Source organism: Patiriisocius sp., from assembly GCF_051252435.1.
Lineage (GTDB): Bacteria > Bacteroidota > Bacteroidia > Flavobacteriales > Flavobacteriaceae > Patiriisocius.
The window spans coordinates 110,969-135,514 of the sequence record NZ_JBPOFW010000004.1 but is presented as its reverse complement, the minus strand read 5'-3'; the positions used below and the strand labels follow the sequence as shown (position 1 = coordinate 135,514).

Below are 24,546 nucleotides of genomic sequence, written 5' to 3'. Positions count from 1 at the left end.
TTCAAAACTATGCCAATACCTAAACACGACGAAATTAGAATACCAGCATTAACCATTCTTAAAAAAGAAAAATCACTTAAGCTCAAAGAGTTTGTTACATTATTAGCTAGCTATTTTAAACTTACCGACGAGGAAGTTTCAGCGATGTATCCTTCTGGAAATGGTCATATATTTTATGATCGTGTTACTTGGGCTTTGAGTGCTCTAAATATGGCAGAGTTGCTCGAAAGACCAAGCAGAGGTGTGTATGCGGTGAATGAAAAGGGTAATGAAATGCTGACCACACCTACAAAAATACATAACTATATTGATAAGCTACAAAGTAAGAAAGATGCGTCAAAAACTAAAAAAGACCCATCTGCTCCAATAATATTAGTTGAAAAACCATCCAAAGAAACTCCTGCAGAAAAATTATATGCTTCTTTCGAGAAAATTAAAAAGGCACGGAAAGACGAGTTACTAAATACCATTCTCAGTAAAACACCTACTGAGTTTGAGAGCTTGGTAGTTCAACTATTGCAGCGTATGGGTTATGGTGGAGAAATAAAAGACAGCGGTTTAGTTACAAGTGCTACAAATGATGGTGGTATTGATGGTATTATTAAAGAAGATGTCTTAGGCTTGGGGAGAATACATATACAAGCAAAAAGATATGCCCTAGATAATGGTATTGGTAGAGATGAAGTACAAAAATTTGCAGGAGCATTATTAGGTGCTCCAATGAGTAAGGGTGTCTTTATTACCACTTCTTACTACTCAAAAGGTGCTTTAGCTTATGTAAAAAACTTAAATACTGCAGCAACTATTATTTTAATAGATGGTGATCAATTAGCAGAATATATGTACGAGTACGGTTTAGGTATGCAAGTTGCAGAGACTATTCATCTTAAAGAATTAGATACAGATTTCTGGGATACAATGCAGGATAACTAAGAAATTTTATATTTGAAATGAAGCCCACCGTAGATATTATTCCAATTAAAGAGCTAATAACTCAACAGCTAGTAATTCCCTCTTATCAAAGACCTTATAAATGGACTATCACGAATGTAAATGATTTAATAAATGATATTATTTTCTTTAGTAAAGATCCTACATATAGATTAGGAACGGTTATAGTTTACAAAGAAAAGGATGAATCATTAGAGGTGATGGAAGTTGTTGATGGTCAACAACGTTTACTTACATTGACACTTCTTATTTTAGCTATAAATGAAAAGATAGAGGAGGAGTTAGGATATCCTATAATGATACCAATAGCAGAACAAGATTTTAAAAATCATATTACGAGGCAACAGTTACAAGTAAATTATAGGCATATTAAAACACGTGTTTCAGAATTTAGTCCAAAAATCACACGATTTTTATTGAATGATTGTAAAGTAGTTCAAGTTAAAATTTTTAGTATCAATGAAGCATTTCAATTTTTTGACTCGCAAAACTCTAGAGGAAAGGCGCTTTACCCTCATAATCTACTTAAGGCATTTCATTTAAGAGAAATGGAAACAGAGACCGATAAAGAAAAAATAGAAGCAGTTTCTCTTTGGGATGCCACAGAGAGTTACAAACTACAGCGCTTATTTTCAATTTATTTATTTAGATTAAGAAATTGGATTGTAAGTCAGCCTGCTTATTACTTTTCAGGGAATGACATCGATACTTTTAAAGGGGTGACATTATCTAAAGAACATAACTACCCATACACGTTTGCAAAGCGTATAAATGATGTTTTTGTAAAAGAATATAATCTTTCAATAAGTCGAAAGATAGATAATAGTGTTGTCGTTTTTCCTCAGCAATTAGATGACGTGATTACAAATGGACAACGCTTTTTTGAATATACCCAAACCTATAAAGACTTACTCCAGCAACTCACAGATTATAAAAGCGAAACATATACCGTCATAATAAATACAGTTGAAGAAAAAGACATTTTAGACTATATCGTATCGGGTAAAGGTACTCACAGAACTGGTGACGGTTATTGTAAAGAACTGTTCGAGTGCGCTTTGTTATTTTATACGAGTAAGTTTGGCATTGAGCATCTACCTCAAGTATTTAATAAATTATTTTTATGGGCTTTTAGACTTCGCCTAGGATTGAGAGCTGTGCGAATTGAATCTGTTAATAACCACGCAGTACATCCAAATAGTTTAATAAAATTAATAGCTAGGGCAAAACATCCTAAAGAAATTGTAGCATATCAGGTAAAACCCGTGGCATTAAATTTTGATAATGTTCATGGCTTAGATGTTATATTTAATAATCAAAATACCTTAATCAATGCATAATCCAAACTTTTTATCCATAAATAAGGTATTTGATAAAAATCAATATTTAATTCCACTATATCAAAGAGAATACGCTTGGACAATAGAACATATTATGCAATTATTGACTGATATTGCTAGTAATGCAAGCCATTCTAAAGATACCCTATATTATCTGGGAACTTTGGTGTTGTTTCAAAGAGAAACAATGTTAGAGGTAATTGATGGACAGCAGCGTTTAACCACGCTTTATTTATTGATGTGTGAGCTTTTAAAAATGGAAGAACGAGACTTTAATGCAAACTCCTTACAATTTGAATCTAGACCTTCATCAAAAATAAGTCTAGAATATGTCTTCGGGAATTTTAAAGATATCCCCAAGGATACAGAAAAAAGTATTCTTGATGCTAAAGACATTATAGCACAAAATTTAAAAACAATTTGCGAAGAGTTTGAAATCACTATAGTAGATTTTAAAAAGTATTTATTAGAAAAAGTAGTACTTCTAAACGTAGAAGTGCCACCACATACAGACCTCAATCATTATTTTGAAATAATGAATGTACGTGGCGAGCAATTAGAAAAACATGAGCTTCTAAAAGCACGAATGATGGATAAATTAGAGGATATGAACGAACGGACTTTGTTTGCACGTGTTTGGGATGCCTCTAGTAATTTAACTCGATCACTACAACTCGGATTTGATTCAGATTATCGTAAAGATATTTTTGGCGATGAGTGGGATGTTATTCCTGATAATTATTCAAATCTTTTGATGAAATCAACATCTCAGATTAATGACGATATGTTGAAGGAAACTTTACCAACAAAAAGTAGATCAGAAAATAAAAGTAAATTAATTGATATAATAACGCTTTCTGAAATTTCAGAAAAAAAAGATGATATCAGAAAAAATGAAAGTCATTTAACTCCAGTAATTAATTTCCCGAATTTTTTATTACAGGTTTTAAGTATTATGATAGCTGATGGTAGTGTTATGTTAGATGACAAACAACTACTTCTGCAATTTGAAAAATTTTACAAGAACTCAACAAGGAAATATGAAAGTGGTGAAGAATTTGTTCGTGAATTTTGCTATTTTTTATTTAAATCAAAATTTTTATTTGATCGTTATTTTATAAAAAATTCTGAAGATAATGGAGAACTGCAATGGACTCTTACAAAGTTAAAATATTATGATAGAGAAAAGAACTCAAGCTACAATTGGGTAGATACGTTTGGCGAAGAAAAAACTGACTTAGATGACAATATTTCGTTACAGAGAGATATTATTATGCTACAATCTATGTTCCACGTATCTTTTCCTACTAGGATTTACAAAAATTGGTTTACTGCTGTTTTATGTTTTTTAAATAGGGGGTATGTCAATAACGAACTACTAGGTAATAATTTTAGAAAGCACCTATGGAAAATGAGTGATTCTTTCTTTTTTGATCGTGGTATTGCTATTCCTATTAAATACGAAACGATAATATTTATAAACGAATGTGAAAGTGTAATTGATAAAGTTGAGTATACATTTGAAGAGGGAGTGAATACAAAGAATTTTATATTTAATAGATTAGATTATAAATTATGGCGAAATCAAGAAAATATTGATTGGCCCAAAAACTTATTGAAATTGGTTGACTCATTCAAGTTCACTTTTAGAAGTTCCGTTGAGCATTTTATGCCACAAACTTCTAATACTGGTATAAAGGCTAAATATAATTTAGATCGGTTTGGTAATTTATGTTTAATTGATCGAGGACGAAATTCACAGCTAAGTAATAATGAGCCAATTGCTAAAAAAAGTTTTTACACAAATTCTAATAATATTGATAGCTTAAAATTATGGCTAATGATGAGAGACGCTGATTCTTGGGATGACCCAGTAATATTAAAAAATCATGAATCTGAAATGTTAGATTTTTTACTTGAAAAGAGCAAATAAGACTAATGGAAGCAAAATATTCAGAAGTTAAAATTGACTCAGCGAAAAAGGCTTTAAAACCTATTAACGCAAAACTTATAAAATCATTCATAAAAAATAATGGTATATCAAGTTCATTATTAGAAAAGGAGAGTGGAGTTTACATATTTTGGTGGGAAGGAAGTTTAGAAACTTTTACTAAAATAGTTATTAGCAGTACATTTTTAGTAAATGGAAAAAAATCCCATAAAAATCAAATTAAAATTTGTTTTACTAAAGAGTGGATTAATAATGCTACACACGAAGGGAAGGTTTGTTTATATGTAGGTAAAACGACAAATTTAAGAGATAGAATTTCAATGCATGTGAAACTGGGTACACCATCACTTTGGAATGGAAAAAAACGAAATAGCGGAACTAAACCAAATACTGTAAGTCAAATGAGAATAGGTCTTGAAACAGTTTTTAATAAAGATATGCTTGAAGAAATTAAAGATAATGTTTCTTTAAGTTATCAACCAATGAATTATTATAGTGAAGCAGTCAACAGATTTTATGTCGAGGATTATTTAATTGGGCACTATTTTCCTCTTTTCAATATTGATGTTGAGCGTTAAATATCAAGAAATAAAGTTTTAACTAATAACTAAAAATTTTATATCTTGATTAAATAATCAGCAAGATCTAAACCTTTATGTTTTTCACTTTCAGTTGCATTATCTCTTAGTAGGGTAGAGGTTCTATAATTAGCAAAGGGAGTAAGTTTTGGGATTTTATCATTCCATAAATTATAACAATTTAAATCAGGGAATAAAACAACATCACGACCCTTCAAAACTCTTGTTCTTGCCTCATTTAGGTTGTTTAAACTACCACAAGCTAGCCAGATAAACTCTGGTAGATAAATACTCGCAATGATTGCTGTTTTCTCACTTTCTACTATTGCAACAGGTTTATTCATATCTTCTAATAACAAGTGTTCGCCGAATAAGCACTGTTCCAAATTGAATCTTTTGAGTTGTAAAACTTTATGTACCCAAGTTATATGATTGAAAGGCTCTTTTACTCTATTGCCAGTGGTTGGGTTATAAAGCATTATTTTACCACTCCTAATATTATTTTTCACATCAACTTGCCAAAAAACTGTTGCTCCCTTCCAGTATTTAGACGTACCTATATTATATTTTTCAGCTAAATAATAAGCTATTTCTAAATCCCAAAGACTTGCTAAATATTTAATAAAGTAATTTAGATTGTTACTAGAGATGCTTTTTCGCATAATCTCACTATTTATGAAACTAATATCAGCATTGGATTTTGGTTTTGCTGTTTTAATGTAGGTTCTTCTGAAAGTAGATTTAGTTGAATTATTATTATCTAAATATTGCTTCGGCTTATTGTGATAGCCACATTTGATGAGTCTATTGCATATACCTACATTAAAGTTTATATAATCGCCAGTCTGATTATCAATGTATCTAGTAAACTCATACTTTTTATTGCAATTTGGACATGTATGACGAGTTTTTAATCCGTTATATGGCTCTAGTATGTATCTGTAATCTTTCATAACGTTTAATCGTAACAGATGTAACAAGTGTAACAGGTGTTACGTGTGTTACAGTTGTTACACTTAATTATGTTTATCTAACGTTCTTTTTATTTTCATTTGATTAGTTCCTAATTGCTTAGCCATATCTCTTAAACTTAAATTTGGATTTGATGATTTTAGTTCAATAATATTTTGCTCTAAGATTTCCTTATCTTCTTTAGATACTTGTCTCAAGTGGTCTTGTTCACTACCATAATCTAGAAATTCAAACTGTAAAAAATTTTGTGGCTTATCAATTTGGCATATAACTACATTTTCAGTATCGTAAATAATTTCTGTATTACGAGCTTTAATCTGCTTTATATATCTTAATTGCTTATCATTATGACACTCCCCAATTGCGAAACAACTATCTGCAAAATTAATTAGCATTTTACTCCCTGCTAAATCATTTTTCGTAATGGGTTTAGATAAATCTCGCTTCGGTGTATGTGCAAGAGCTAGTATTGATAGATTATATCTACTTTTTAAGGCTTTTAAATACTTCATAAGGGGTAAAGCATTTTTAGAATTTTCTGTTTCGTTTTTGAGGTAAGTTAAATTGTCGATTATTAAAATTTTTGAGTTTGTTTCTATTATACTTTGCTCCAAAGAAGAAAACAAGTAGCTTTCAAAGGTTTCTTTTTCAGGGATATCTGCATCAGGATTTATTTCTACTCGAATAAAATCATTATCAAATATGTAGTGTTGTTCAAAGTTTATTGAATAACGATTTTCAAATTGTTTGTCTGAAAGCTCAAAATCAAAATATAAAACGGATTGTTTCTCAGCTTCAAGTTTAAAACCATTTATAAAATAACCCTTACTAATGCTATTACTAATTTGTACTGCTAATATGGACTTACCTAAATTTGTATCAGCAAACATAATACAAAGCTCATTTTCAAACCATAACTCTCCAAATAGCTTTTTTGGTATTGGTCTTGTCTTGGCCTCCTCAATCCATTTATTAGCTGGTTTAACCTTAAAGATTCCCTTATCTTCCTTTTTATCATTAAAAGCTTTAATATGACTTTCAGTCTCAAGTAATATTTCAGGTATTCCAATTTTAGATTTTTCTATTCCCATAATCTAAATCTTATATACTATTATCTGTTGAAGAGTATCGAAATAGGGTATTGCACCATCAAATCTGGGAGGCATATTCCTTATGAGAAGAATTTTGTTTAAATCCTTATCCAATAACTTTTGAATATCCCCTTTAGTAGCTGGTTTATTTTCTTCTTTCGTAAATAGGCTAGTGGCTAAATTTACAGCCAAAGTTCCTGCGGCTGCATTTCCAACCCCTGACAAACTCATTTTGTCTTTTGGAGGTAGATTTTTTTCCTTCTTAGCTTGAGGTAAGTTTTGTTTCGACTTATTTCTAAGTTTAAAAGCATTGACTCTGCAACTGTTGCTGCAATACTTTTGGACGTGTCTTCTTTTTGGAATGTATTTAGCACTACAATAATGACATTTGTATTTATGTTTCTCCATTTTGCGTTATTTTAACGTTAGGCTAACGCTTATTGAAATGGGTTCTTTAGGATATACTCATTTGCTTTATCTTCAAGCGAAGATTTCGAGTCACGCTTTCCACTCTTAATCCAATCTAAAATTTCGGATTTGAGGAAATAAAGTTTTCCTTTTTTGTGGTAGGGAATGGCATTTTTATGAACTAATCCATAAATACTCCCTTTTGTCATGGAGATTAGTTTTGCAAGTTCATCAATTGTAAGAAAAGCTTCTTCTTGAGTACTTGCAACAAAGTTTAAATCTTTCCTTAGATTTTTCGAAATTTCTTCAGCAAGTACTTTTATTCCTTCAACTGAAAATTCATCAATAATTTCTATGTTATTAGTTTTGAAATCTTGGTCCATAGAAATACCAATCAGTATAAATCTATTTTTCATTTTCTGAGGCTTTTCTTTTGTTCGACAATAAAGCGTTAGCATCAGCTTCAATTTCAAGAAGGATTTTTTGTTTTCCTTGTTTTATCCAATCAATTATTTCTGACTCGAAGAAAAATAGACGACCGTTTTTCTTGTGATGTGGGATTGTTTTTTTTTGGCAGTAACCATAAAGTGTAGGTTTTGTGTACCCAGTTAATTTAACTATTTCGTCAATAGTCTTCGGTTGATTATTTTGAGGATTTATTTCAGCCTTTTCAAAAAATAATGCTTTCAATTCTTTGAGGTCTTTTTTAACCTCTGCAACATCTTGCTGTGTTTGTTCGAATGTGTACATGTTTCACTATTTAAAATTATTAATAGTGCATAGATATACGTTTCTTATATGATTTTTTTACTTCCAGTAGTACCAGTAGTAACAAATGTAGTTGTGGTAATCACTAAAGTAGTTGAAGAGTAGTTTTTGGTTTGTTTGCAAAGTTGTTTTTTACATTTTTAAACTCCCACCCTTCAAAATTATCAGTCAAGAGTTTAATAAAATCATCTTGAACTTGAACTGTTCCAAAGTGTTCATAATTCTTGTCATAAAATTCCCTAAATCTATATTGAATAATAAATTTTTCTCCTTTGGGTATTTGATTGAATTTTTGTTTTGGTAAATTAATTTCACCGCAGAATGCTCTTCTTATAAATAAATCAAGTTGCTCATTAGTCAAAAAAGGTTTTCCATTTTGACTATTTTTAATTGTGAATATTTCAAAATGTTCAATAACAGTTTGAAAAGACATACTTTTTCTAAATACATTTTCATATTCGTCATAAGGACTTTCATCGTTACTGTTATTAGAAGATGTTTTTAGATTCTCATCTTCTGCCTCAGTTTCTTTAATCCTTTTTGCATCAAATTCTAATTTTAAGAATTTTAATTTGTTTTCGTGTTTATTTAAAATCGTTTTAAGCAACTTAATTTGAGGCTCAACTATTTGATACATTTCTCTTCCCGAAACATCTGCAATTGTTTTATGGCTTTCAAGCTCTTCGAGAATATCGTTAATTTTATCAATCGCAACTAAAGAATCCATCTTTGAAAATTTTTCTTTAACTAACATTAAAATGTTAGTATTTAAAACTTTGTCAAATCTTTTAGCATCAAAACTAACCTGTCCATCAACAATTTTAAAATTCGAAAAAAATTCTTGGGTTAGTGAAAATTTTAATTCTTTTGAAGTAAATAAATGATTGTTAAGTTCTATGAAATCCACAAATGCAATTATTGGATTTAATACTTTTAAGTCGCCATTATCATAAAACTCTTTACAAATTTTACATTCTTTTTTAATGCCTTTCCCATTACAAGAGTTACATTTATTTTTAATTTCTGTAGGTATAGATGCATCTATTTTCTCATAAATTATTTTTATCCAATCATCATAACTAGGAGATTTATATAAGTAGCTTCTAATGATAATAATGAATTTTTTAATATCCTCTAATAACATTTGAATACCCTCTGGATTATCTAGCTTTTTTAGAGTTTCATTAAATTCTTCATTTGATAGACTGAACCTATTATCTAATTTCTTAATCATATACATAAATTAAAAGTCCATAATTGTATTGGCAAAATCTTTTTTTGTACTATCTTCAAATCCAGCAAAATAATTTTTAGTTACGTTAAGATCACTATGATTTAAAGCTTCGCTAATAAATTCCATGCTAGTACCTTTTCGAATTGAGTTTGTGGCAAAGCTGTGTCTTGCCCAATAGGTAGAAATTTCGTGGGGTAATTTATTTGCTTTAGCAATTCTCTTTATATGGTCGTTTATGTACCGTGTAAAGTTTTTAATTTTTTTGTATTGAACAAGGTGGTCATCATTAATATCTACTATGTCAAATACAAAATCTTTTTTATCTTTCGTTCCATATTTTGATATCACCTTTCTTGTAAAATCTGTAAGATAAATGGATATTTCTTTCTTTTCAGAAGTTTTATCGAATGTTTTTGCTCTGAAATAAGTAAACTTATCATCTTTAATATCTGAGTTTTTGAGTAGGGCAATATCCTTTAAATTCATACCGTTGCAAGCATAGCTGAAAAACCAAAAATCTTTAGCTTTTGCTTCATTTTCATTAGAAGGTTTTGCCTCAAAAAGAGTTTTTAATTGTTTATTATTTAGAGCTTTCTTGACTTTTTTAGTTCTTAGTATTTTATATTTATTTTTCCCGAATGGATAGTATTCAGTATTTAGGTCGGTAGCTTCAATTGCATTGTTGAAAATTACTCTTAAAGTTCTTGTGTAAATTGATACTGTTGTTAAGCTCTTACCTTTTGTAAGCATATATTTTTCGTATTCTTTCAACCAATCAATATCTATATATTGAAATTTTAGTTTTTCAATAGGGCATTTCTTAATTTCATAACTGAAATTAGCTAAAGAGTTTAATGTATATCTAAAACTTTCTGAGGTACTAATTTTATTGTTTTCAATGTTTTTTCTAATCGCTAGATTGAAATGATATTGAACATTATTTTTATCTGATGTTTTTCTAAATAGTTTGTATTCAAATTTTTTAAAATCAAAAACATCCAAAGATTTAGCCTCATCATTTGCTCTGTTTTCGATTGCTTGAAGTTTTAATCTTAACTCTTTATTCTCGCCTCTTAGATTTTTGTTAGTAGGATTTATCCAAATTTCCTCAAATTTCTTTTCTGTTAAATCAATATTTAAAGAATACCATTTTTCTTTTGTAGTAGCTTTACCATACACACGAATTTTTACAGGATACAAACCTGTATCCTTTTTCCTTCGCTTATCTAACCTTATTGAAATATTGTAATCCATTATTTTAATGTTTCTGTAAATATATATCATTTGCAGAAAATTTGCAGAAAAAATAACGTAATAGACCTATAATAGATATTAACAAATATTAGTTAAATACGCTATATGTCTGTTTTTCAGTATATTTAAGTAGTCAAAAGATAATCAAAGTGTATGGTTGTTATTGATTACGGCTCAAGAGGTTACAAGTTTGAATCTTGTCGAGGTCACTTAAAGTAAAAAGTCTGCACAGCAATGTGCAGACTTTTTTTTTTGTTATAAAACAAAAGGTCATTTCAAATTAATGAAACGACCTTTCTTCCCTTGGTTATTTAGTTGAAATTAAGTGACTATTTCAAATTCGCTAGGGGCAATTTGCCTCACGGTATCAGTAATTCCTGAATTTACTAACTGTACTGTATTCAAACCTGGAACAATTTCGATATTTATAATTTTATCTTCCGGAGTAGTAAACGTAACACTGGATGTATTCCCGTTTACAGTATAAGCAACATTTGTGGGAGTGATTTCGCCCATTCCCTCTGGATTTACTGAAATTCTAACTGCATAACTGCCCGTAGGGTCTATGCAATCTGAAGGGTCTAACGGACTACCATCTTGCTTGACAATTTGTATTCCCGCTTCAAGATACGTTAGGTTTGAAGTGGGCGCTTCGTCATCGCTTCCGCAGGATAGTAAAAGTGTGATTGTTATAATTGAAAATATATATTTCATGACTAATTGACTCTTAAATTAATATTGATTTCCTTATTTAAGGCACCCAACTGCACATTATATGCTCCGGCCTCAAGACCTTCAAATAAGACCTCCCCATTAATAATGGGCTTGCTATCTATTTGGTTTCCATTTTGGGATAAAAGAACAAAAACTCCCTCTTGATTGTTAGTTACTTTAATAGCCCCAGCTTGATAGCAAACTGCGTCACGTTTCCTATAAATTATCTCGTTTGAAATTTGCTCCACCGTGACCGTCCACTCGTTCAAAGTAGATTGGTCCTGCGATCTTACTTGATAGTTTATGGTACTGCTGAAATTTAAAAATCAACCCCAGACGTCTGTGCAACAGTATTGATAAATAGACCACTATTGTCTGATAATTGGTACACTGGTGTCAAAGATGTTACATCAACGGTATCATCTAAAATGATATTTATATTTCGGTTTTCAAAAGTGGTTTGTAATGCGATAATCCCCTCAAAACCAAAATCTAAGATTTCAGCATCAGCATTGAGAGCAGGATCTGCCCAACTCAAAGCCTGAAATAATGTTCCCGTATGACTATTAATGGAAAAAGGGATTGTAGTGTTGATATCGCGCACTTGGTTATTTGTTGAATCATATACTTTAACAGTGAGCAACTCACCCGCATTATTTGAAAATGCAGTTAAAAACGCATAATAGGCATCTTGGCTCGCAACGTACGTTAGATTTGTCGTACCTCTACAAACGCCATCTACAAATACGGCTACTTTATCATTTTCACTTGCGAGTCTCGTTCCGTCAATGGTCAAGAAAGATAGGAATGTCATGTTGTATTCATAATCATTACTGTTCACTTGCCAATTAGGGTCTTGGGCATGTATCATGCTCGTGGTCATTATAAAAAATAGCATGGAAACAACTATTTTTTGAACATTATTAAATGGTGTTCTCATCGTTTTCATGGTTTATTTACGGATTATTTTTTCAACAATAGTTCGATTCTTCATTGCTATGTGGAGGTAATATACTCCAGTGGCAAGTTCGGTTTTGAGTTGGTAGCTGTTCAAGCCTTCATCCACACTAATTTCCTTAGTCAATAATAATTGATTGGTCAAAGAGAATAATTGAACTGTAATAGTCTGTGCTTCGGAAACGTTGAAGTCCAACGTTAAATCATCTTCAAATGGATTGGGATATAACTTGATTCCATTTTCAAATAATTCTAGAACGATTGGTTCTTTTAAGGTTCCCATTACACCATTGTTTTTGAATTCAAAATCGCGGGTGGTGGGTTGCATTTCTTTTCCGTCGCTTACAAAAAATTTCAACTTTTCGGTCGTTTCTCCATAAATAGTAACAAACGCAAGCGATCTATCGTCAATGGACTGTGTATATGCAAACCCTTTAATATTTCCGAGGGAATCATAAATATAAAGTTCATTATACCCCTCTGGTAATTGGATAATTCCATTCATGTTTCCAGAAAATGTGGCAAAATTTTCAACCACTTGATCTCGTTCAAAATTTACCGAATTATCCCCAAGTATTGGCGCTCTGTTTAGGTAGTTGGGGTACGTAAAGGTTTGTGCAAGTGCAGCTTTGAGCATGTATCCTTTTCCACCTTTGAGTGTAGTTAACGAACCACTCCAACCATTTAAGGGGTCAAAAATTGCAAATTGTGTTTGCGATTTAATAATGTCTCCGTCCATAGGCTCTAAAAGAGATAGCGACTCATTAACGCTGTGATTGCTACTGAATGGATACGGAAACCAGTTCCAGCCAAGTGCAACATCAAAGCTCCAAAGTTCAATGTCCACGGGAACTCCTTCGATAGTCAAAGGCTGCTCATTTGCGGTAAATACTTTGAACATTTGATCTGAGTTCAAACCGCCATTTGCACTAATACTACCACTCCAACCACTGTTATTAGGGTTTGCTGGATCTAAATAATATAATTCTACAAAGTTTTCGTTGGGAGCACTTGATGTAATACGGTCTGAGGTTGCTAAGGTCATTGTTTCGGTCAACTGATTAATATCTTGAAAATCAACATCATCAAGATTCATAGAAATCCATGTCCATCCCGCATTAAAGCTGAGGTCTTGGAAATACTCGCCATTATTGGCAAATACAATGGGATTTGAAAGTGAGCCTTGCACGCCATTTTCAATAAAGGTGATGGCGGTTTTGACCATTAGCAGTCGCATGTAAAACACTGCCCTGAGAGGCATCCCATATTCTAAAGCTGATATCCTCGCCAGAACTTATGTTACTATAAACCGTTAAGAAAACGAAGTATTCTTGGTAGTTTGTATCTAAAACTAAATCTGCAGAACCTCGAACCTCTCCATCCACAAAAGCCCCAATACGGTCAAATGCATTTCTGAAAACACACCATCAATATTTACCTTTCCTATAAAGTTCATGCTAAATTCATAGTCGTTAGAGTTTACATCCCAATTGGGTTCCATGGCAAGTACTTTTAGGTCTAATTGCAATTTTTGGTCATATCCAAAATCAGTTTCTAGATACAAGTCCTCGGTATAATCTCCCGATGTTAAATCTGAATCAATTGTTGCTGTAAGCGTTATGGTACTACTTGGTATTAGCACGCCTGTAGCATTGGGTATAGATAACCAAGGTGGAATATTTGTGATAGTATAGGGTTGATTCATACCTCCTTGATTTACGATTGTAATATCAAAAGATGCATTTTCACCTTCCTCTTTTATAATATCAATAACATCATTGTAACCCGGCGCAAACCATGAAACATCATTTCTTTGTACAAAAGCAGTCCACGTAATTGGCGATTCCTGTCTATTATTAGCAGCATCAAACATACGGTGCACAGTAATATCCAATATTTGACCCTCGATAGAAGCGGCATTGCTAATTATTGGTTCTATAATCATTTCGTCTCCATTGATAACTCTATTTACTTGGAAACTCACAATTTCGCGTTCTGGTTTGATAGGAGGGACATCTGTATTGTAATTTACAACTCCGTTATTTAAAACAGCTTCACTCGTAATCACGTCGCCATTACTAAATGCATGATAATAGGTTGGTCCATTACCGGTTGCAGGATCAGGCTCATTCATACGGGCATATAACAACATTCCAATGGTAAATGGATCCACCTCCATGTATTGATCTCTAGAAATTTGCTCAACGTTACGCAGCGTGTTCCAAAGTCTAAATTCGTCTATTTGACCCGTATATTCTCTGTCAATAGTAATACCTCCTATATTGTCAGTCTGTCCACGTGCTCCCAGCCAAATTCGGTTTCCTGAGAAACCTCCTATCGCTGGAGTGGGGTTAGAGGATACTTGTTCGCTATCAATATATGTCAATAAAGAACCATTTCGGTTTAAAAGTAAGGCAACATGGTGCCAATCATCGTCAACCACCGATTGAGTGGTCAAAGGATAGTTTGTTCCTTCTGAAACGAAACTCAAATTACCATCTGCCGCAAGATTTACGGCCCATTTATTCTGAAGTCCGTTGGCTTGAACCAAATCGCTTCCGTCACCTCGCCCATTACTAAATAGCGTTGCTTCTTGAGCGGTTGCCGTTTTCATCCAAAACGATATCGTAGCATCAGTCTCGTCATCCATTTGAACAAAATCAACGTTGTCCAATGTTTGGAATTGACCTGCTTCAAAACGGTACGATTCACCTTTGGGCTTGATATCCCAACCTGCGTTGATGATCATATTGTTGAAACGCGCATAATCTGCCGCAGTTTCGCCACGCCCTTCGTCCATAGGCCAGTATCCAATAAGATTCCGTTCGTTGCCAATGTAGTCTGTGTAGATATTTGCAAAGGCATCTGTCAAGGTCAATGGTTTGTCCCAAAGTCTTAAGTCGTGTAAATTTCCGAGGAAATCTGGACTACCTAGTATCAAATCGTTACTATTTGTGTATTGTAAAGTGCCAAGGCCATTTAACTCCTGCTGTATCATGTCGTCACGATACACACTCATTCTGCCCAATTGCTCGTCATACGTAAACGTGTAGTGATGGAAAAGGCCATCATTTGGTACATTTCCTTCAACGGTTACTCCGCCTAATTCAAACGAAATATCTGTTTGACTTAGAGTAACAGATAATCCTTGGTCTTGGGTAATAATTGGAGCAAAGCCAGCTGTTGTTTCATTGAGCATCCAGAATTCTAAAGAGAAATCTCCATTAATGATATCTGGGTCAACAATTATAGCTTCATCATTACCTCCTGCAAACTTTACCGAAACACTATTGTTGATGGGTAATTGGTTTGTTCTACCTGTAATTGTAATCTGACTTATGGCTGAATTATAAAAAATATCCTCATTAAAACTAGCTTTTATATCATCGCCCGATGATAAAATTCCATCTTGCGGTGATGGGGCGTTAAAACGGCGCGGTGCAGTAAGGTCAACTGTTCCTGGGATACTTTCTGAAATGAATTCAGTCCCGTTAACACAACTACTTCTGGCTCTTATTTCATAATTTCCATCTTGCAATGCGGCACCTACAATATCAAATGGATATATTAGATTAGGTCCATTGATCAATGAAATTTCAGTTTCACCATTGGCTAATGCATCGTCAAAAAATGCCTGTGTTGTATAATATGTTTGAAGTCTGTTCCAGTTGGGAGCAGTTGTCAAACGATATTCTAAATCTATTTTTTCAAAACTATTAAATGATAAGTTGAAACCATTTATATCAACTTGTACTGGATTAGAGGTTCCGTCTTGATTAAAGGCTGTTTCTCTGTTATATACCCAGTTTTCAGTAGGTTCTGAAATATTAACACTAGAACACGCAGGTACAAATGTTGCTGAAATAAGCACATCGTCACTGACTGCCTCACCATCACAAAATGATTGAAGAACAATACGAACATCCTCATACACAAACTCATCTGAAATTACTTTAGCCAGCGTCAAAGCGTAGGGTGTTTGCACACCGTAGGGCACGGTAACAATAGTGCCATTGGGTTCAATGTTGATGTCTGCATTAAATGGATTTGTCGTATTATCTACCTTCAGAACAAAATCTGCGTCAGTTTCTGTAACACTATTATTTTCCAATAAAAGTACAAACTCAGCATTTTGAGATTCTGGAATATTCGTCACACTCGCTACCTCCACACTTATCAATGGTACTTCCACACGTTGTGTTGCTACACTCAATAAAACATCTACACCTTCTGGAAGTGGTTCAATTGATGTTGCAGTTGGGTCATACGTAGCAGGATTGTAAAATATGGCTTTTTCTGCATCTTCATACGGACAAGAAGTACGGCCACCAATAGTTGCGAAAACAGGTCCGTTTCCGTTGAAAAGATTAACAACATCAACACTTAGTAAATTATCTGGATCTGGATCGTTGAGCGTATAACTTATATCGGTGCTTGTTTCAGACTCTTGTCCCAAAGTAGTATTTGTGCCTTGGCTATATTTACCTTCAATTTTTCCAATGAGTCCAATTCCATTTAAGACAACACCTAATTGGGCTTCAAATGCCTGATCTGTTTCTATATTGACAGATGTAGATGTGTTCACAGCTACTGTAGTTCCAACAGTTCTTGTAAAATTACCTACACCAGAATCAAATGAAATATTATCAGAGAAATTTTCATTAATTAGTGTAAGAAGCTGTTGAATGTCTAACTTTTTGAGATTTAAGAGCGCAATTCTCTTTTCTAATTGTCTTATTTGAAATTGCACAATATCCTGCGCCGGTGAACTGGGTAACATGGCAACGAGTGCATCGATTTCTGCTTGTACAAAAGCGATAGTCATATTTATTTCAATAAACTCGGTTTGAATATCTGCAATAAGGTCTGTTCTGTATTGTGGTGCACTATTTAATGATTGATATTTACTTCGTTCATTTTCAAGAATTGTTTTTCTCCATAAAAACTTTTGCTGCTCATAGAATGCTTGTGATTGAATTCCGTCCACGCCCGGTACCAGCGTACCAGCAATTATTCCATTGATGATGGTTTCTAGTTCGGGAATGGTAGTTTCAAGAATTGCTTTCTGCGATAGTATATAAAACGTGTTAGAAGGTTCTTCATTGAAGAAAATGGACTTTTGTTTTCCGATATAAATTGTCTGCGGAACACTTTCATTATTGGTCAATGCCAAATCATCGGTTCCTGGAATATCTGTATAAGATGCATATATATCATCATAAGAACCATAGGCATAATTTACACTTTGTCCTATATAAAGGTCGCCTTCCGAGCCAACAAAATCTGTTTCGGTACTTGTAGAAATGGACTGCGAAAAGGTATAGGTTTTCTGTACACTTGTTGCGTCTTCAGAACTTGTAGTCAATCCTATTCCCAAAGTCGCTTCATTGACAGATTGCGAATCTATGACAGGCCCAGCCAAGCCACCACCTGTTTCCAACTTAACCCCTGTAAGAATATTTACTGAAGCTGCTAAGTTATTGGATTCTGATGAGGTCGTAGATTTAATAAAACTTATAGACTCACCGCTTTCAATGGTAGCACTACTTCTAGATCCTGGAGGGTCTCTTAATATAATGTCTGGGATATCTGGTGCTGCGGTTAAAAACGTTTGACTTCCATCACTGGCACCACCCAGAATAATCCCTTCGGTTAAAACATTTTCAGCCGGGTAATCTATTCCTTGAATGCGGTAATTGATTGTAATGTCTCTAGTGTATGGTGATGAAATTCTTGGTAATCCTCCCTTAAAACTATAATGAATAAGACTAGGGTCGTCATCATCAACCTCAATTAATCCTGAGTTATCAAGTGCCAAATTGTTTGTTACCAACAACTCCCCATCTATGATAGGGTCCTGGGTAGCCACAGGCGGATTCGTATCATAATTTGTATATTCTTCAAAACGCTTAAGGTCAATAAAATAAGGTAAAAACTGTCTATATACTGGGAATTGAAAACCTTCAGTAGATATTTCATCTAGAACACCATCATTATCAATGTCTATCTCAACAATTTCTTCTGAAGTTTGCCCAATCACTCTTAACGTGGGGATTGCTCTATAGATAACATTTTTTGCTAAATGATATGGGGCACCTTCTAAAAGGGTTCCGTCTGGCGTTTCTACTTCTGGCTCAATGAGCTCTGGAATATTTTTGAGATTGACATCTTCTTGGGCACTTAATAGATTGACGTTTGTGATAATGTCATTTCCATTTGTGTCTTCCCCAGTTTTAAGGTTTACTCTTGCGGCTTCAAGTTTATAATTTATGGGTAACAAGGATATTTTATATTCTCCTGAAGTTTCATCCGTGCTAAAGTTTAATCGGGTATCATTCGTAACATTGCCTGCCGGAGGCGTATAGCCTAAGGTTAAATTTGAAACTCCTATATTATTTTTACTTGACAACTCAAACGATTGTTGAATTCCATCTCCATCTACGTACTGGTATTCTTCAAAACCATCAGCTCCAAATCCTAAGGATTTAGCGCTCTCCACAGATCCACCCACAACACGTCCCGTAAGTGTAACTTTTGTGTTATCAATAAATGTTACTACATCATTTCGGTCTTCAAAAAATTCTTGAAATGTACCTAGAGCAGCAGGAAATCTACCTTCAAATTCAAATTCATGGTCTGTTTTTCCAATTGAAATATAATGGTTCCCAATAGGAACACTTATGTTAAATTCTCCATTCGTTCCAGTTACTACCGGTGTGTTGTTTTCATCGAGAACAATTTCTCCATCAATATAAACATTAACACCTTCACTGAATATTTGGGCATAGTTTTCAAGAAAATCATCTGTTTGGTCCGTAGGGGTGTTATTATCATTGAGCCAATATTCACCTTTTTGGTATTTTAATGCACCTACTTGATATTGATTGTATCCAACCTCATCGATATCTGGATTCGTTATTTCTGCACCGGTAATTGGCAGAAATACATTACGAGAATCATAAATTACACGTCCTGTAAAGTTAAAGGAAGAAATATCCGTAAAGTTTACACTATTGACCACTTCACTTCCTTGCCCTAAAAAAACCAGTTGCTGGTTGGGGGCAAATTCGTGAACGCCTAAAAGTGGCGTGATATCAAAGGATTCTCCGGTTCCAGAATAGGGGATGGCAGTAATTTCGTAATTACCATTTTCATTGGTTACACCAAGAACACCCAGTTGTTGCTGCGTGGGCACATTACCTGCACCACTTATCCAAGTTACTTTATCTGCTTCAGGTGTGCTTCGGTTATAGAGTTCACCGTGATTGTTGTTATAGTTAAAACCAGTGCGAGATAAGTCGTATGCAAAAGGGCCAACGCCTTCGTTAGCTCTTAAATATGAAATTAAATTAGCATTGTTTCCATTAATAAAACGACGGTAATCCGTACGTATTCTTTCTTCTGAAATGATATTTTTCCAAACACGTATTTCATCCATAAAACTGTCTTTTCCTCCACCAATTTGTATTGTATTCCAAAAAAGTTGGGTTCCACCTGGCATGAATGTTATCGTTCCTGTAGGTTCAGTAATTGAAAAATCTGGATTTTCAATAGTATAGACATCTTGATAAGCTTGGTTTAAACGGCGACCATTAATAAACAGAATAGGTGTTTGTCCTTCTGAAATTTGCACCGAAATATGCACAAAAGAACTATTGAAGTTTGAAACAGCGACAAGTTCATCACTTCCATCAGCCAAAAGTTCACCTGAGGGATAAAATCCTGCAATTACATACTCATTTCCGCCGATAGCAACTGTTAACTCATTGGCGCTGCATTTAAAGATATATCAGTATAAATACCAGACCCAAAAGGTAACAACGGATTGTTTGACTCTAATGAAAATAATCGTATGGGAGTATCACTAGCAGTAAATGGACTTTGTGGTTTAACAAAGGTTTGTAAGGTTGTTGCTGTTGTAATGGAGCTGCTATTAGGAGTTTGTATTTGCACCTTCCCGGTATTTGGAATAGCCAATCCCGTTCCCTCATCATTGTTGGTAGCTTGTGCAGTAGCTCTAATGACAACATCCTGTACGGGATTACCTCCTTCAAAACTAACACTACCCGTAACAATTGCAGTAGGGCTTCTATACCCAATACCGTCAATAAAAGTGAGTAGTCTTCCTGAGTTGCCGCCAATACCTTGGGCTTCAATTTTATATTCGTAAAGTACACCGCCTTCAACGAACTCATCTTCATATTCTGTAGCAATAGGAGCGGTATTTGCAATTTGAATATATGGATTACTGCCGTCCTCTGTATATTCTCTTCGGAAAACTGCGATGTTTGAAACTAAGTTAAAATTAGACTGTAACGTCCAGCTTACTCGTATCATGTCTCCAAAATATCCTTTAGAAACATCAAAAGAAGCTTCAGAAAATGTATTGGGTAGGTATAGAACATCCCAAGGAAAACGGATGTCATTATTAGTTTGATTGGTCCCTTGTACACCACCTGAACCAATAAAAGGAACACCCACTTGTATGGTGTATCCGCTTTCTTGTATGGCTTGCGATACCGTAACAACTTTAGATTGTGGCAGTATTGGGTCCTGTGCCGTCATGCTCCAAACTAAGAGGAGCAACGGTATTATGAGTAGTTTTTTCATGGCTATATACATTATAATTTAATGATATAGTTTACTACATAATGCATAGGGCGGGTTTCTGTGCTTCCAGTTGAAGCCGTTGTGCCTGAATAGCTATGCGCATGACTCCCAGCTGATTCAGCAGGTATGTTTCCATTATAATCACGATGATTCTCAACCGCTCTAGCATTTACAGCGCTACCACCATTACCAACTCTATCCAGCCCAACCCAACTTATCTTTATAGGATGAGTATGACTGCCGTTAGAATTTGTAGAACCAGAATAACCGTGATTATGTCCTTGAAATGTATCTACATGAATTGTATTAAGCATAGAATCAAATCCATTATAAGGATTGGTTCCTGCTCCGCGTAAAAACATTCCTGTCATATCTGGCGTGTTGTTTCCGTAAAGTGTTTTGAGGGCATCATACTGCTGTCCATTGGGTATGGCTGCCCCATCGCAGATAAGCCAACCTTCTGGCGCGGTAGCTCCCACGAATGGCATCACGGCACCTGTGGGAACTCCATTATCTGCGGCAATGGCATAAGGAACACTGTTAAGTTGTTCGTCTGAGATGGTGTTTCCTCCTTCTTTTATTCTTAGAAAAATGGTTTTGCTGGCAAATACTGGTCTTCTACCAGCTGTGTTGACAATTGTTGAAAATACACCAAAATTATCTGTAGTAAGGGTTTCCTGTTGTGCGGGTGTGTACAGTAGTGTTTCATTACCACCTTCTACATAATATAATTCCAGATTTAATATGATTTGCTCGTTGATACGAGCCGTTCCATTATTGTCTCTTGCGATTCCTTGAACTGGAATTCCAATAGCTGATTGAGCAAAAATGGGTGCTGCAAATAAGATTGCAATAAGAGCGAGAAGTAATTGTTTTGTTTTCATAATCTGGTGTTTATCTGGTGTGTGTTTTAGTCGATTTCTGTATACCTCAAATCTATGGAAGTAGTTTTCTTCCTACAATACGCAGAGATGTCGATTTTTACGTAGGGGTACGTAGTGTTTTGTTTTGTCCCTTGAATACAAAATAGATATTACTTTTGAGTTTAAGTATTTGGTAAATAGTTAGTTAAAAAATTTATCTTAGTAGAAATTTCTTTTCTCATGCGAATCCCGTATCTTTAATAGAAAAATAAAAAAGGCCATGAACACAACATTTCGCTTTGAAGCAGCCATCTCAAAATTGTACGACGCATTTTATAATAATGAGCTCAATCCGCTATGCTGCAAACAATGTGCGGTAGGTAATATTTGTGATAATAAAGATGCTTGGAAACATTTAAGCGATTTTCATGGAAGTACACAACTTAACTATGTGGGAGTTGTGCACCAGCGTTTGGGAAGAAAAATCAATGGATATTCACCTGTGGAGTTATTGACTATTGAGGCAACATTTTTAAAAGCTTGTGGATTTTCAATTCCGTTAATTGGTTTAAAAGATAATTCGCGAGAGCATGTTTCAAATGAACAGATATTTGACGGCATGGTTTCTGTAATTGATTTGCTTTGTGAGTTGGATGGTATTACAAATCCCATGGCGTATAAAGCTATTTTCAGAAATGAATTAGATTCAAAAAAATCCAGCAAAATCATAAATGAAACAGCCACGGTTTAAAATTTTTCTCTTTTCAGTTTTATAGATACCATTTAATTGTATAATTTAGTCACATGGGAATAGGAGCATTAGTTTTAGGAACCGCATTTCTTTGTTTGGCTTTGGGAATCATCGCCATCATCAAAGAAGAAATGTAAATTTTACATAATCAATTTTTTTGAGCCACGTTGTTGTGGCTTATTTTGTTATATATAGGTTATGATCTCAATCGAAGACTATATTAGAGATATTCAGGATTTTCCTAAGCGCGGTGTTGTCTTTAAGGATATCACGCCATTGCTGGGAGACCCAATAGCTGTAAATCTATGTTTAGATGTATTGCTAGAAAAAGTGGGAGATAAAAAAATTGATAAAGTTGTGGGCATTGAATCGCGCGGATTCTTTTTTGGGATGCTGCTCGCTCAAAAACTAAATGTGGGTTTTGTCCCCATTAGAAAACCAGGAAAACTTCCTTTTGAGACTTTTAAAGAGCCGTATTCGTTAGAATATGGAATGGATGTTTTAGAAATCCACGAGGATGCCATTCAAAAAGGAGAGCGTGTTTTGATTCATGATGATGTGCTAGCTACCGGAGGTACAGCAAGGGCTGCGTGTAATTTGGTAAAAAAATGTGGTGGCGAAATTGTGCAGTGTAATTTCATTATGCAAATAGATTTTCTCCGCGGAAATGAGAAGCTCAAATCTTATGAGGTGGCTTCGGTTTTAAATTATTGATCAATCTAAAGCATTTTTTGTCACCCAAAGCTTATAGCCAAAAATCGCCATCTGTATTTTTGAAGCTTTGGCTAGATCCAAACCTTGCTTTGTAAAGCTGGGCAAAATTGCTTTGTTAATTTTAGCAAGTACTTTGAAAATTGATTTTTTCATACTATAAAAATAGAAATTTCTTTGTTAGAAAACACATTCCGCAGTTGTTCCTTTTCCGAAGAAAAAAGTATTCACTTCTTAAAATTATTTTTCAATCAGTATCTTCGCGTCCTTAATATATAGGTATGAGTATTCTTTATGTTTTTCTTGGTTTAATATTATTGGTTGTAGGAGGAGAGTTTCTCGTTCGCGCTGCTGTGGGCTTGTCTTTTAAACTGCGATTATCAAAAATGGTCATTGGTTTAACAGTGGTATCATTTGCTACGTCTGCACCAGAACTTTTGGTGAGTATCCAAGCCGCTATGGAAGGCTTTAGCGATATTTCTTTAGGAAATGTAATAGGCTCAAACATTGCAAATATAGGTTTAGTGCTCGGTATCACGGCAATCATTGCTCCATTGGCGATTGACAGAGATTTTTATAAATTCAATTGGCCAGTAATGATGTTGCTATCCGTGCTATTGTATTTTATTCTCTCAAGTGGTGGCGAAATTTCACGAATGGAAGGAATTGGATTGTTGGCAATTTTAGCCATCTATCTATTCCTCTTAATTAGAAGAGCTCGTAAAAGCGCCAAATCGCATCCAGTTGACGATGGGATTGATGACGGGTTGTCAAAGGCAACCAATTTTAAAATAGTTATCTGGTTGCTCATTGGGGGTGTTGCGTTGTATTTTGGATCAGAACTTTTAGTAAAAGGCGCTGTGGAATTAGCGGTTTCTTTGGGAGTGAGTGAGCGTGTGATTGCTGTAACCATGATTGCGGTGGGAACAAGTGTGCCTGAGTTGGCAGCATCGGTTATCGCGGCTTTGAAAAAGGAAAAGGCACTTTCATTAGGAAATTTAATAGGGTCAAATATTTTTAATATCGCTTCTGTTTTAGGTGTTACGGCGATTATCCAGCCCATTGTCGTAAAAAGCGAGCAAGTATTGACCAATGATATTTGGTGGATGATTGGGTTTGCTGCGGTGCTTATTCCATTAGCTTTCTTGCCTAAGAAGTTTGAGATAGGCAGGGTCAAAGGATTGATAATCGTAGTTGCCTATTGTGCCTTTGTGAGTTTAGCATTTTTAGGATAGTCTTTTCTTTTCTATTTTTTTTCAATTCTTTTCACTTCGGAAATGTATTTTCGGGAAGCAATTTAGTTTGATTAGCATTTTTGCTATCTATCCTATTTAGGTCTTCGTTGTATACCTTTATATAGGTGTGCAAATCTTGAGTGCTTTTTTAATTTATT

22 protein-coding genes are annotated in these 24,546 nt (G+C 34.2%); 7 read left to right on the top strand and 15 right to left on the bottom strand.

Features of this window, described 5'->3' with window-relative positions:
- Window positions 1-9: 9 nt before the first annotated feature.
- From ACSHW7_RS10175 to ACSHW7_RS10160, 4 genes are read left to right on the top strand one after another with little or no spacing between them, the layout of a single operon-like run.
- The gene (locus tag ACSHW7_RS10175) at window positions 10-933 is read left to right on the top strand and encodes a restriction endonuclease (RefSeq protein ID WP_435679246.1); all 924 of its coding nucleotides are present in this window, start codon (window positions 10-12) and stop codon (window positions 931-933) included.
- 17 nt (window positions 934-950) lie between these two features.
- The gene (locus ACSHW7_RS10170) at window positions 951-2,291 is read left to right on the top strand and encodes a DUF262 domain-containing protein (RefSeq protein WP_435679245.1); all 1,341 of its coding nucleotides are present in this window, start codon (window positions 951-953) and stop codon (window positions 2,289-2,291) included.
- Window positions 2,284-4,224, top strand: a complete 1,941-nt coding sequence (locus tag ACSHW7_RS10165; RefSeq protein WP_435679244.1) for a DUF262 domain-containing protein — start codon at window positions 2,284-2,286, stop codon at window positions 4,222-4,224. Before ACSHW7_RS10170 ends, ACSHW7_RS10165 begins: the two co-directional genes overlap by 8 nt.
- Window positions 4,225-4,229: 5 nt before the next feature.
- Window positions 4,230-4,820 carry a hypothetical protein gene (locus ACSHW7_RS10160; protein WP_435679243.1) on the top strand — a complete coding sequence of 197 codons (591 nt, stop codon included), beginning with the start codon at window positions 4,230-4,232 and terminating at the stop codon, window positions 4,818-4,820.
- A 38-nt stretch (window positions 4,821-4,858) separates the two neighbouring features.
- Here ACSHW7_RS10160 and ACSHW7_RS10155 read toward each other — a convergent pair whose 3' ends face one another.
- From ACSHW7_RS10155 to ACSHW7_RS10090, 14 genes are all read right to left on the bottom strand, one after another.
- A complete protein-coding gene (locus ACSHW7_RS10155) occupies window positions 4,859-5,773 on the bottom strand; it encodes a DUF6371 domain-containing protein (protein WP_435679242.1) in 915 nt (304 codons plus the stop codon).
- Between the two features lie 63 nt (window positions 5,774-5,836).
- Window positions 5,837-6,883: an AAA family ATPase gene (locus ACSHW7_RS10150; protein ID WP_435679241.1), complete on the bottom strand. Its 1,047-nt coding sequence runs from the start codon at window positions 6,881-6,883 to the stop codon at window positions 5,837-5,839.
- Window positions 6,884-6,886: 3 nt separating this feature from the next.
- Window positions 6,887-7,291 (bottom strand): hypothetical protein, encoded by a 405-nt coding sequence (locus ACSHW7_RS10145; protein WP_435679240.1) that lies wholly within the window; start codon window positions 7,289-7,291, stop codon window positions 6,887-6,889.
- 29 nt (window positions 7,292-7,320) lie between these two features.
- Window positions 7,321-7,707, bottom strand: a complete 387-nt coding sequence (locus tag ACSHW7_RS10140) for a helix-turn-helix transcriptional regulator (RefSeq protein WP_435679239.1) — start codon at window positions 7,705-7,707, stop codon at window positions 7,321-7,323.
- Window positions 7,697-8,041, bottom strand: a complete 345-nt coding sequence (locus tag ACSHW7_RS10135; protein ID WP_435679238.1) for a helix-turn-helix domain-containing protein — start codon at window positions 8,039-8,041, stop codon at window positions 7,697-7,699. Before ACSHW7_RS10135 ends, ACSHW7_RS10140 begins: the two co-directional genes overlap by 11 nt.
- Window positions 8,042-8,144: 103 nt before the next feature.
- Window positions 8,145-9,293: a hypothetical protein gene (locus tag ACSHW7_RS10130; RefSeq protein ID WP_435679237.1), complete on the bottom strand. Its 1,149-nt coding sequence runs from the start codon at window positions 9,291-9,293 to the stop codon at window positions 8,145-8,147.
- Window positions 9,294-9,302: 9 nt separating this feature from the next.
- Window positions 9,303-10,547, bottom strand: coding sequence for a tyrosine-type recombinase/integrase (locus ACSHW7_RS10125; protein ID WP_435679236.1), 1,245 nt, complete (start codon window positions 10,545-10,547; stop codon window positions 9,303-9,305).
- Window positions 10,548-10,868: 321 nt separating this feature from the next.
- A complete protein-coding gene (locus ACSHW7_RS10120) occupies window positions 10,869-11,261 on the bottom strand; it encodes a hypothetical protein (RefSeq protein WP_435679235.1) in 393 nt (130 codons plus the stop codon).
- Window positions 11,262-11,263: 2 nt separating this feature from the next.
- Complete coding sequence (locus ACSHW7_RS10115; RefSeq protein ID WP_435679234.1) at window positions 11,264-11,530, bottom strand: hypothetical protein; 267 nt, start codon at window positions 11,528-11,530, stop codon at window positions 11,264-11,266.
- A gap of 50 nt (window positions 11,531-11,580) precedes the next feature.
- Window positions 11,581-12,210, bottom strand: coding sequence for a hypothetical protein (locus tag ACSHW7_RS10110; RefSeq protein WP_435679233.1), 630 nt, complete (start codon window positions 12,208-12,210; stop codon window positions 11,581-11,583).
- 3 nt (window positions 12,211-12,213) lie between these two features.
- Window positions 12,214-13,479: a T9SS type A sorting domain-containing protein gene (locus ACSHW7_RS10105; protein ID WP_435679232.1), complete on the bottom strand. Its 1,266-nt coding sequence runs from the start codon at window positions 13,477-13,479 to the stop codon at window positions 12,214-12,216.
- Between the two features lie 90 nt (window positions 13,480-13,569).
- On the bottom strand, window positions 13,570-19,917 hold the full coding sequence (locus ACSHW7_RS10100; RefSeq protein ID WP_435679231.1) for a LamG-like jellyroll fold domain-containing protein: 6,348 nt from the start codon (window positions 19,915-19,917) through the stop codon (window positions 13,570-13,572).
- Window positions 19,918-19,976: 59 nt separating this feature from the next.
- Complete coding sequence (locus ACSHW7_RS10095; protein ID WP_435679230.1) at window positions 19,977-20,828, bottom strand: hypothetical protein; 852 nt, start codon at window positions 20,826-20,828, stop codon at window positions 19,977-19,979.
- Between the two features lie 11 nt (window positions 20,829-20,839).
- Window positions 20,840-21,712, bottom strand: coding sequence for a tail fiber protein (locus ACSHW7_RS10090; RefSeq protein WP_435679229.1), 873 nt, complete (start codon window positions 21,710-21,712; stop codon window positions 20,840-20,842).
- A gap of 259 nt (window positions 21,713-21,971) precedes the next feature.
- Here ACSHW7_RS10090 and ACSHW7_RS10085 point away from each other — a divergent pair, with 259 nt between their 5' ends.
- Complete coding sequence (locus ACSHW7_RS10085) at window positions 21,972-22,442, top strand: Na(+)-translocating NADH-quinone reductase subunit F (RefSeq protein WP_435679228.1); 471 nt, start codon at window positions 21,972-21,974, stop codon at window positions 22,440-22,442.
- A 201-nt stretch (window positions 22,443-22,643) separates the two neighbouring features.
- Entirely contained in the window at window positions 22,644-23,156 is a 513-nt protein-coding gene (locus tag ACSHW7_RS10080; RefSeq protein ID WP_435679522.1) for an adenine phosphoribosyltransferase, read from the top strand.
- On the opposite strand, the gene ACSHW7_RS10075 is transcribed toward ACSHW7_RS10080, so the two are convergent.
- On the bottom strand, window positions 23,157-23,309 hold the full coding sequence (locus tag ACSHW7_RS10075) for an SsrA-binding protein (protein WP_435679227.1): 153 nt from the start codon (window positions 23,307-23,309) through the stop codon (window positions 23,157-23,159).
- 125 nt (window positions 23,310-23,434) lie between these two features.
- On the opposite strand from ACSHW7_RS10075, the gene ACSHW7_RS10070 reads away from it, so the two are divergent.
- A complete protein-coding gene (locus ACSHW7_RS10070) occupies window positions 23,435-24,388 on the top strand; it encodes a calcium/sodium antiporter (RefSeq protein ID WP_435679226.1) in 954 nt (317 codons plus the stop codon).
- The last annotated feature ends 158 nt before the right edge of the window (window positions 24,389-24,546 follow it).

What these genes read in the sequence shown, in the direction of transcription:
- ACSHW7_RS10075 (WP_435679227.1), bottom strand. Translation starts at nt 23,309, where the DNA reads ATGAAAAAATCAATTTTCAAAGTACTTGCTAAAATTAACAAAGCAATT.
- ACSHW7_RS10145 (WP_435679240.1), bottom strand. Translation starts at nt 7,291, where the DNA reads ATGGAGAAACATAAATACAAATGTCATTATTGTAGTGCTAAATACATT.
- ACSHW7_RS10070 (WP_435679226.1), top strand. Translation starts at nt 23,435, where the DNA reads ATGAGTATTCTTTATGTTTTTCTTGGTTTAATATTATTGGTTGTAGGA.
- ACSHW7_RS10130 (WP_435679237.1), bottom strand. Translation starts at nt 9,293, where the DNA reads ATGATTAAGAAATTAGATAATAGGTTCAGTCTATCAAATGAAGAATTT.
- ACSHW7_RS10095 (WP_435679230.1), bottom strand. Translation starts at nt 20,828, where the DNA reads ATGAAAAAACTACTCATAATACCGTTGCTCCTCTTAGTTTGGAGCATG.
- ACSHW7_RS10160 (WP_435679243.1), top strand. Translation starts at nt 4,230, where the DNA reads ATGGAAGCAAAATATTCAGAAGTTAAAATTGACTCAGCGAAAAAGGCT.
- ACSHW7_RS10165 (WP_435679244.1), top strand. Translation starts at nt 2,284, where the DNA reads ATGCATAATCCAAACTTTTTATCCATAAATAAGGTATTTGATAAAAAT.
- ACSHW7_RS10120 (WP_435679235.1), bottom strand. Translation starts at nt 11,261, where the DNA reads ATGAAATATATATTTTCAATTATAACAATCACACTTTTACTATCCTGC.
- ACSHW7_RS10170 (WP_435679245.1), top strand. Translation starts at nt 951, where the DNA reads ATGAAGCCCACCGTAGATATTATTCCAATTAAAGAGCTAATAACTCAA.
- ACSHW7_RS10105 (WP_435679232.1), bottom strand. Translation starts at nt 13,479, where the DNA reads ATGCCTCTCAGGGCAGTGTTTTACATGCGACTGCTAATGGTCAAAACC.
- ACSHW7_RS10175 (WP_435679246.1), top strand. Translation starts at nt 10, where the DNA reads ATGCCAATACCTAAACACGACGAAATTAGAATACCAGCATTAACCATT.
- ACSHW7_RS10150 (WP_435679241.1), bottom strand. Translation starts at nt 6,883, where the DNA reads ATGGGAATAGAAAAATCTAAAATTGGAATACCTGAAATATTACTTGAG.
- ACSHW7_RS10140 (WP_435679239.1), bottom strand. Translation starts at nt 7,707, where the DNA reads ATGAAAAATAGATTTATACTGATTGGTATTTCTATGGACCAAGATTTC.
- ACSHW7_RS10135 (WP_435679238.1), bottom strand. Translation starts at nt 8,041, where the DNA reads ATGTACACATTCGAACAAACACAGCAAGATGTTGCAGAGGTTAAAAAA.
- ACSHW7_RS10090 (WP_435679229.1), bottom strand. Translation starts at nt 21,712, where the DNA reads ATGAAAACAAAACAATTACTTCTCGCTCTTATTGCAATCTTATTTGCA.
- ACSHW7_RS10110 (WP_435679233.1), bottom strand. Translation starts at nt 12,210, where the DNA reads ATGAAAACGATGAGAACACCATTTAATAATGTTCAAAAAATAGTTGTT.
- ACSHW7_RS10085 (WP_435679228.1), top strand. Translation starts at nt 21,972, where the DNA reads ATGAACACAACATTTCGCTTTGAAGCAGCCATCTCAAAATTGTACGAC.
- ACSHW7_RS10155 (WP_435679242.1), bottom strand. Translation starts at nt 5,773, where the DNA reads ATGAAAGATTACAGATACATACTAGAGCCATATAACGGATTAAAAACT.
- ACSHW7_RS10125 (WP_435679236.1), bottom strand. Translation starts at nt 10,547, where the DNA reads ATGGATTACAATATTTCAATAAGGTTAGATAAGCGAAGGAAAAAGGAT.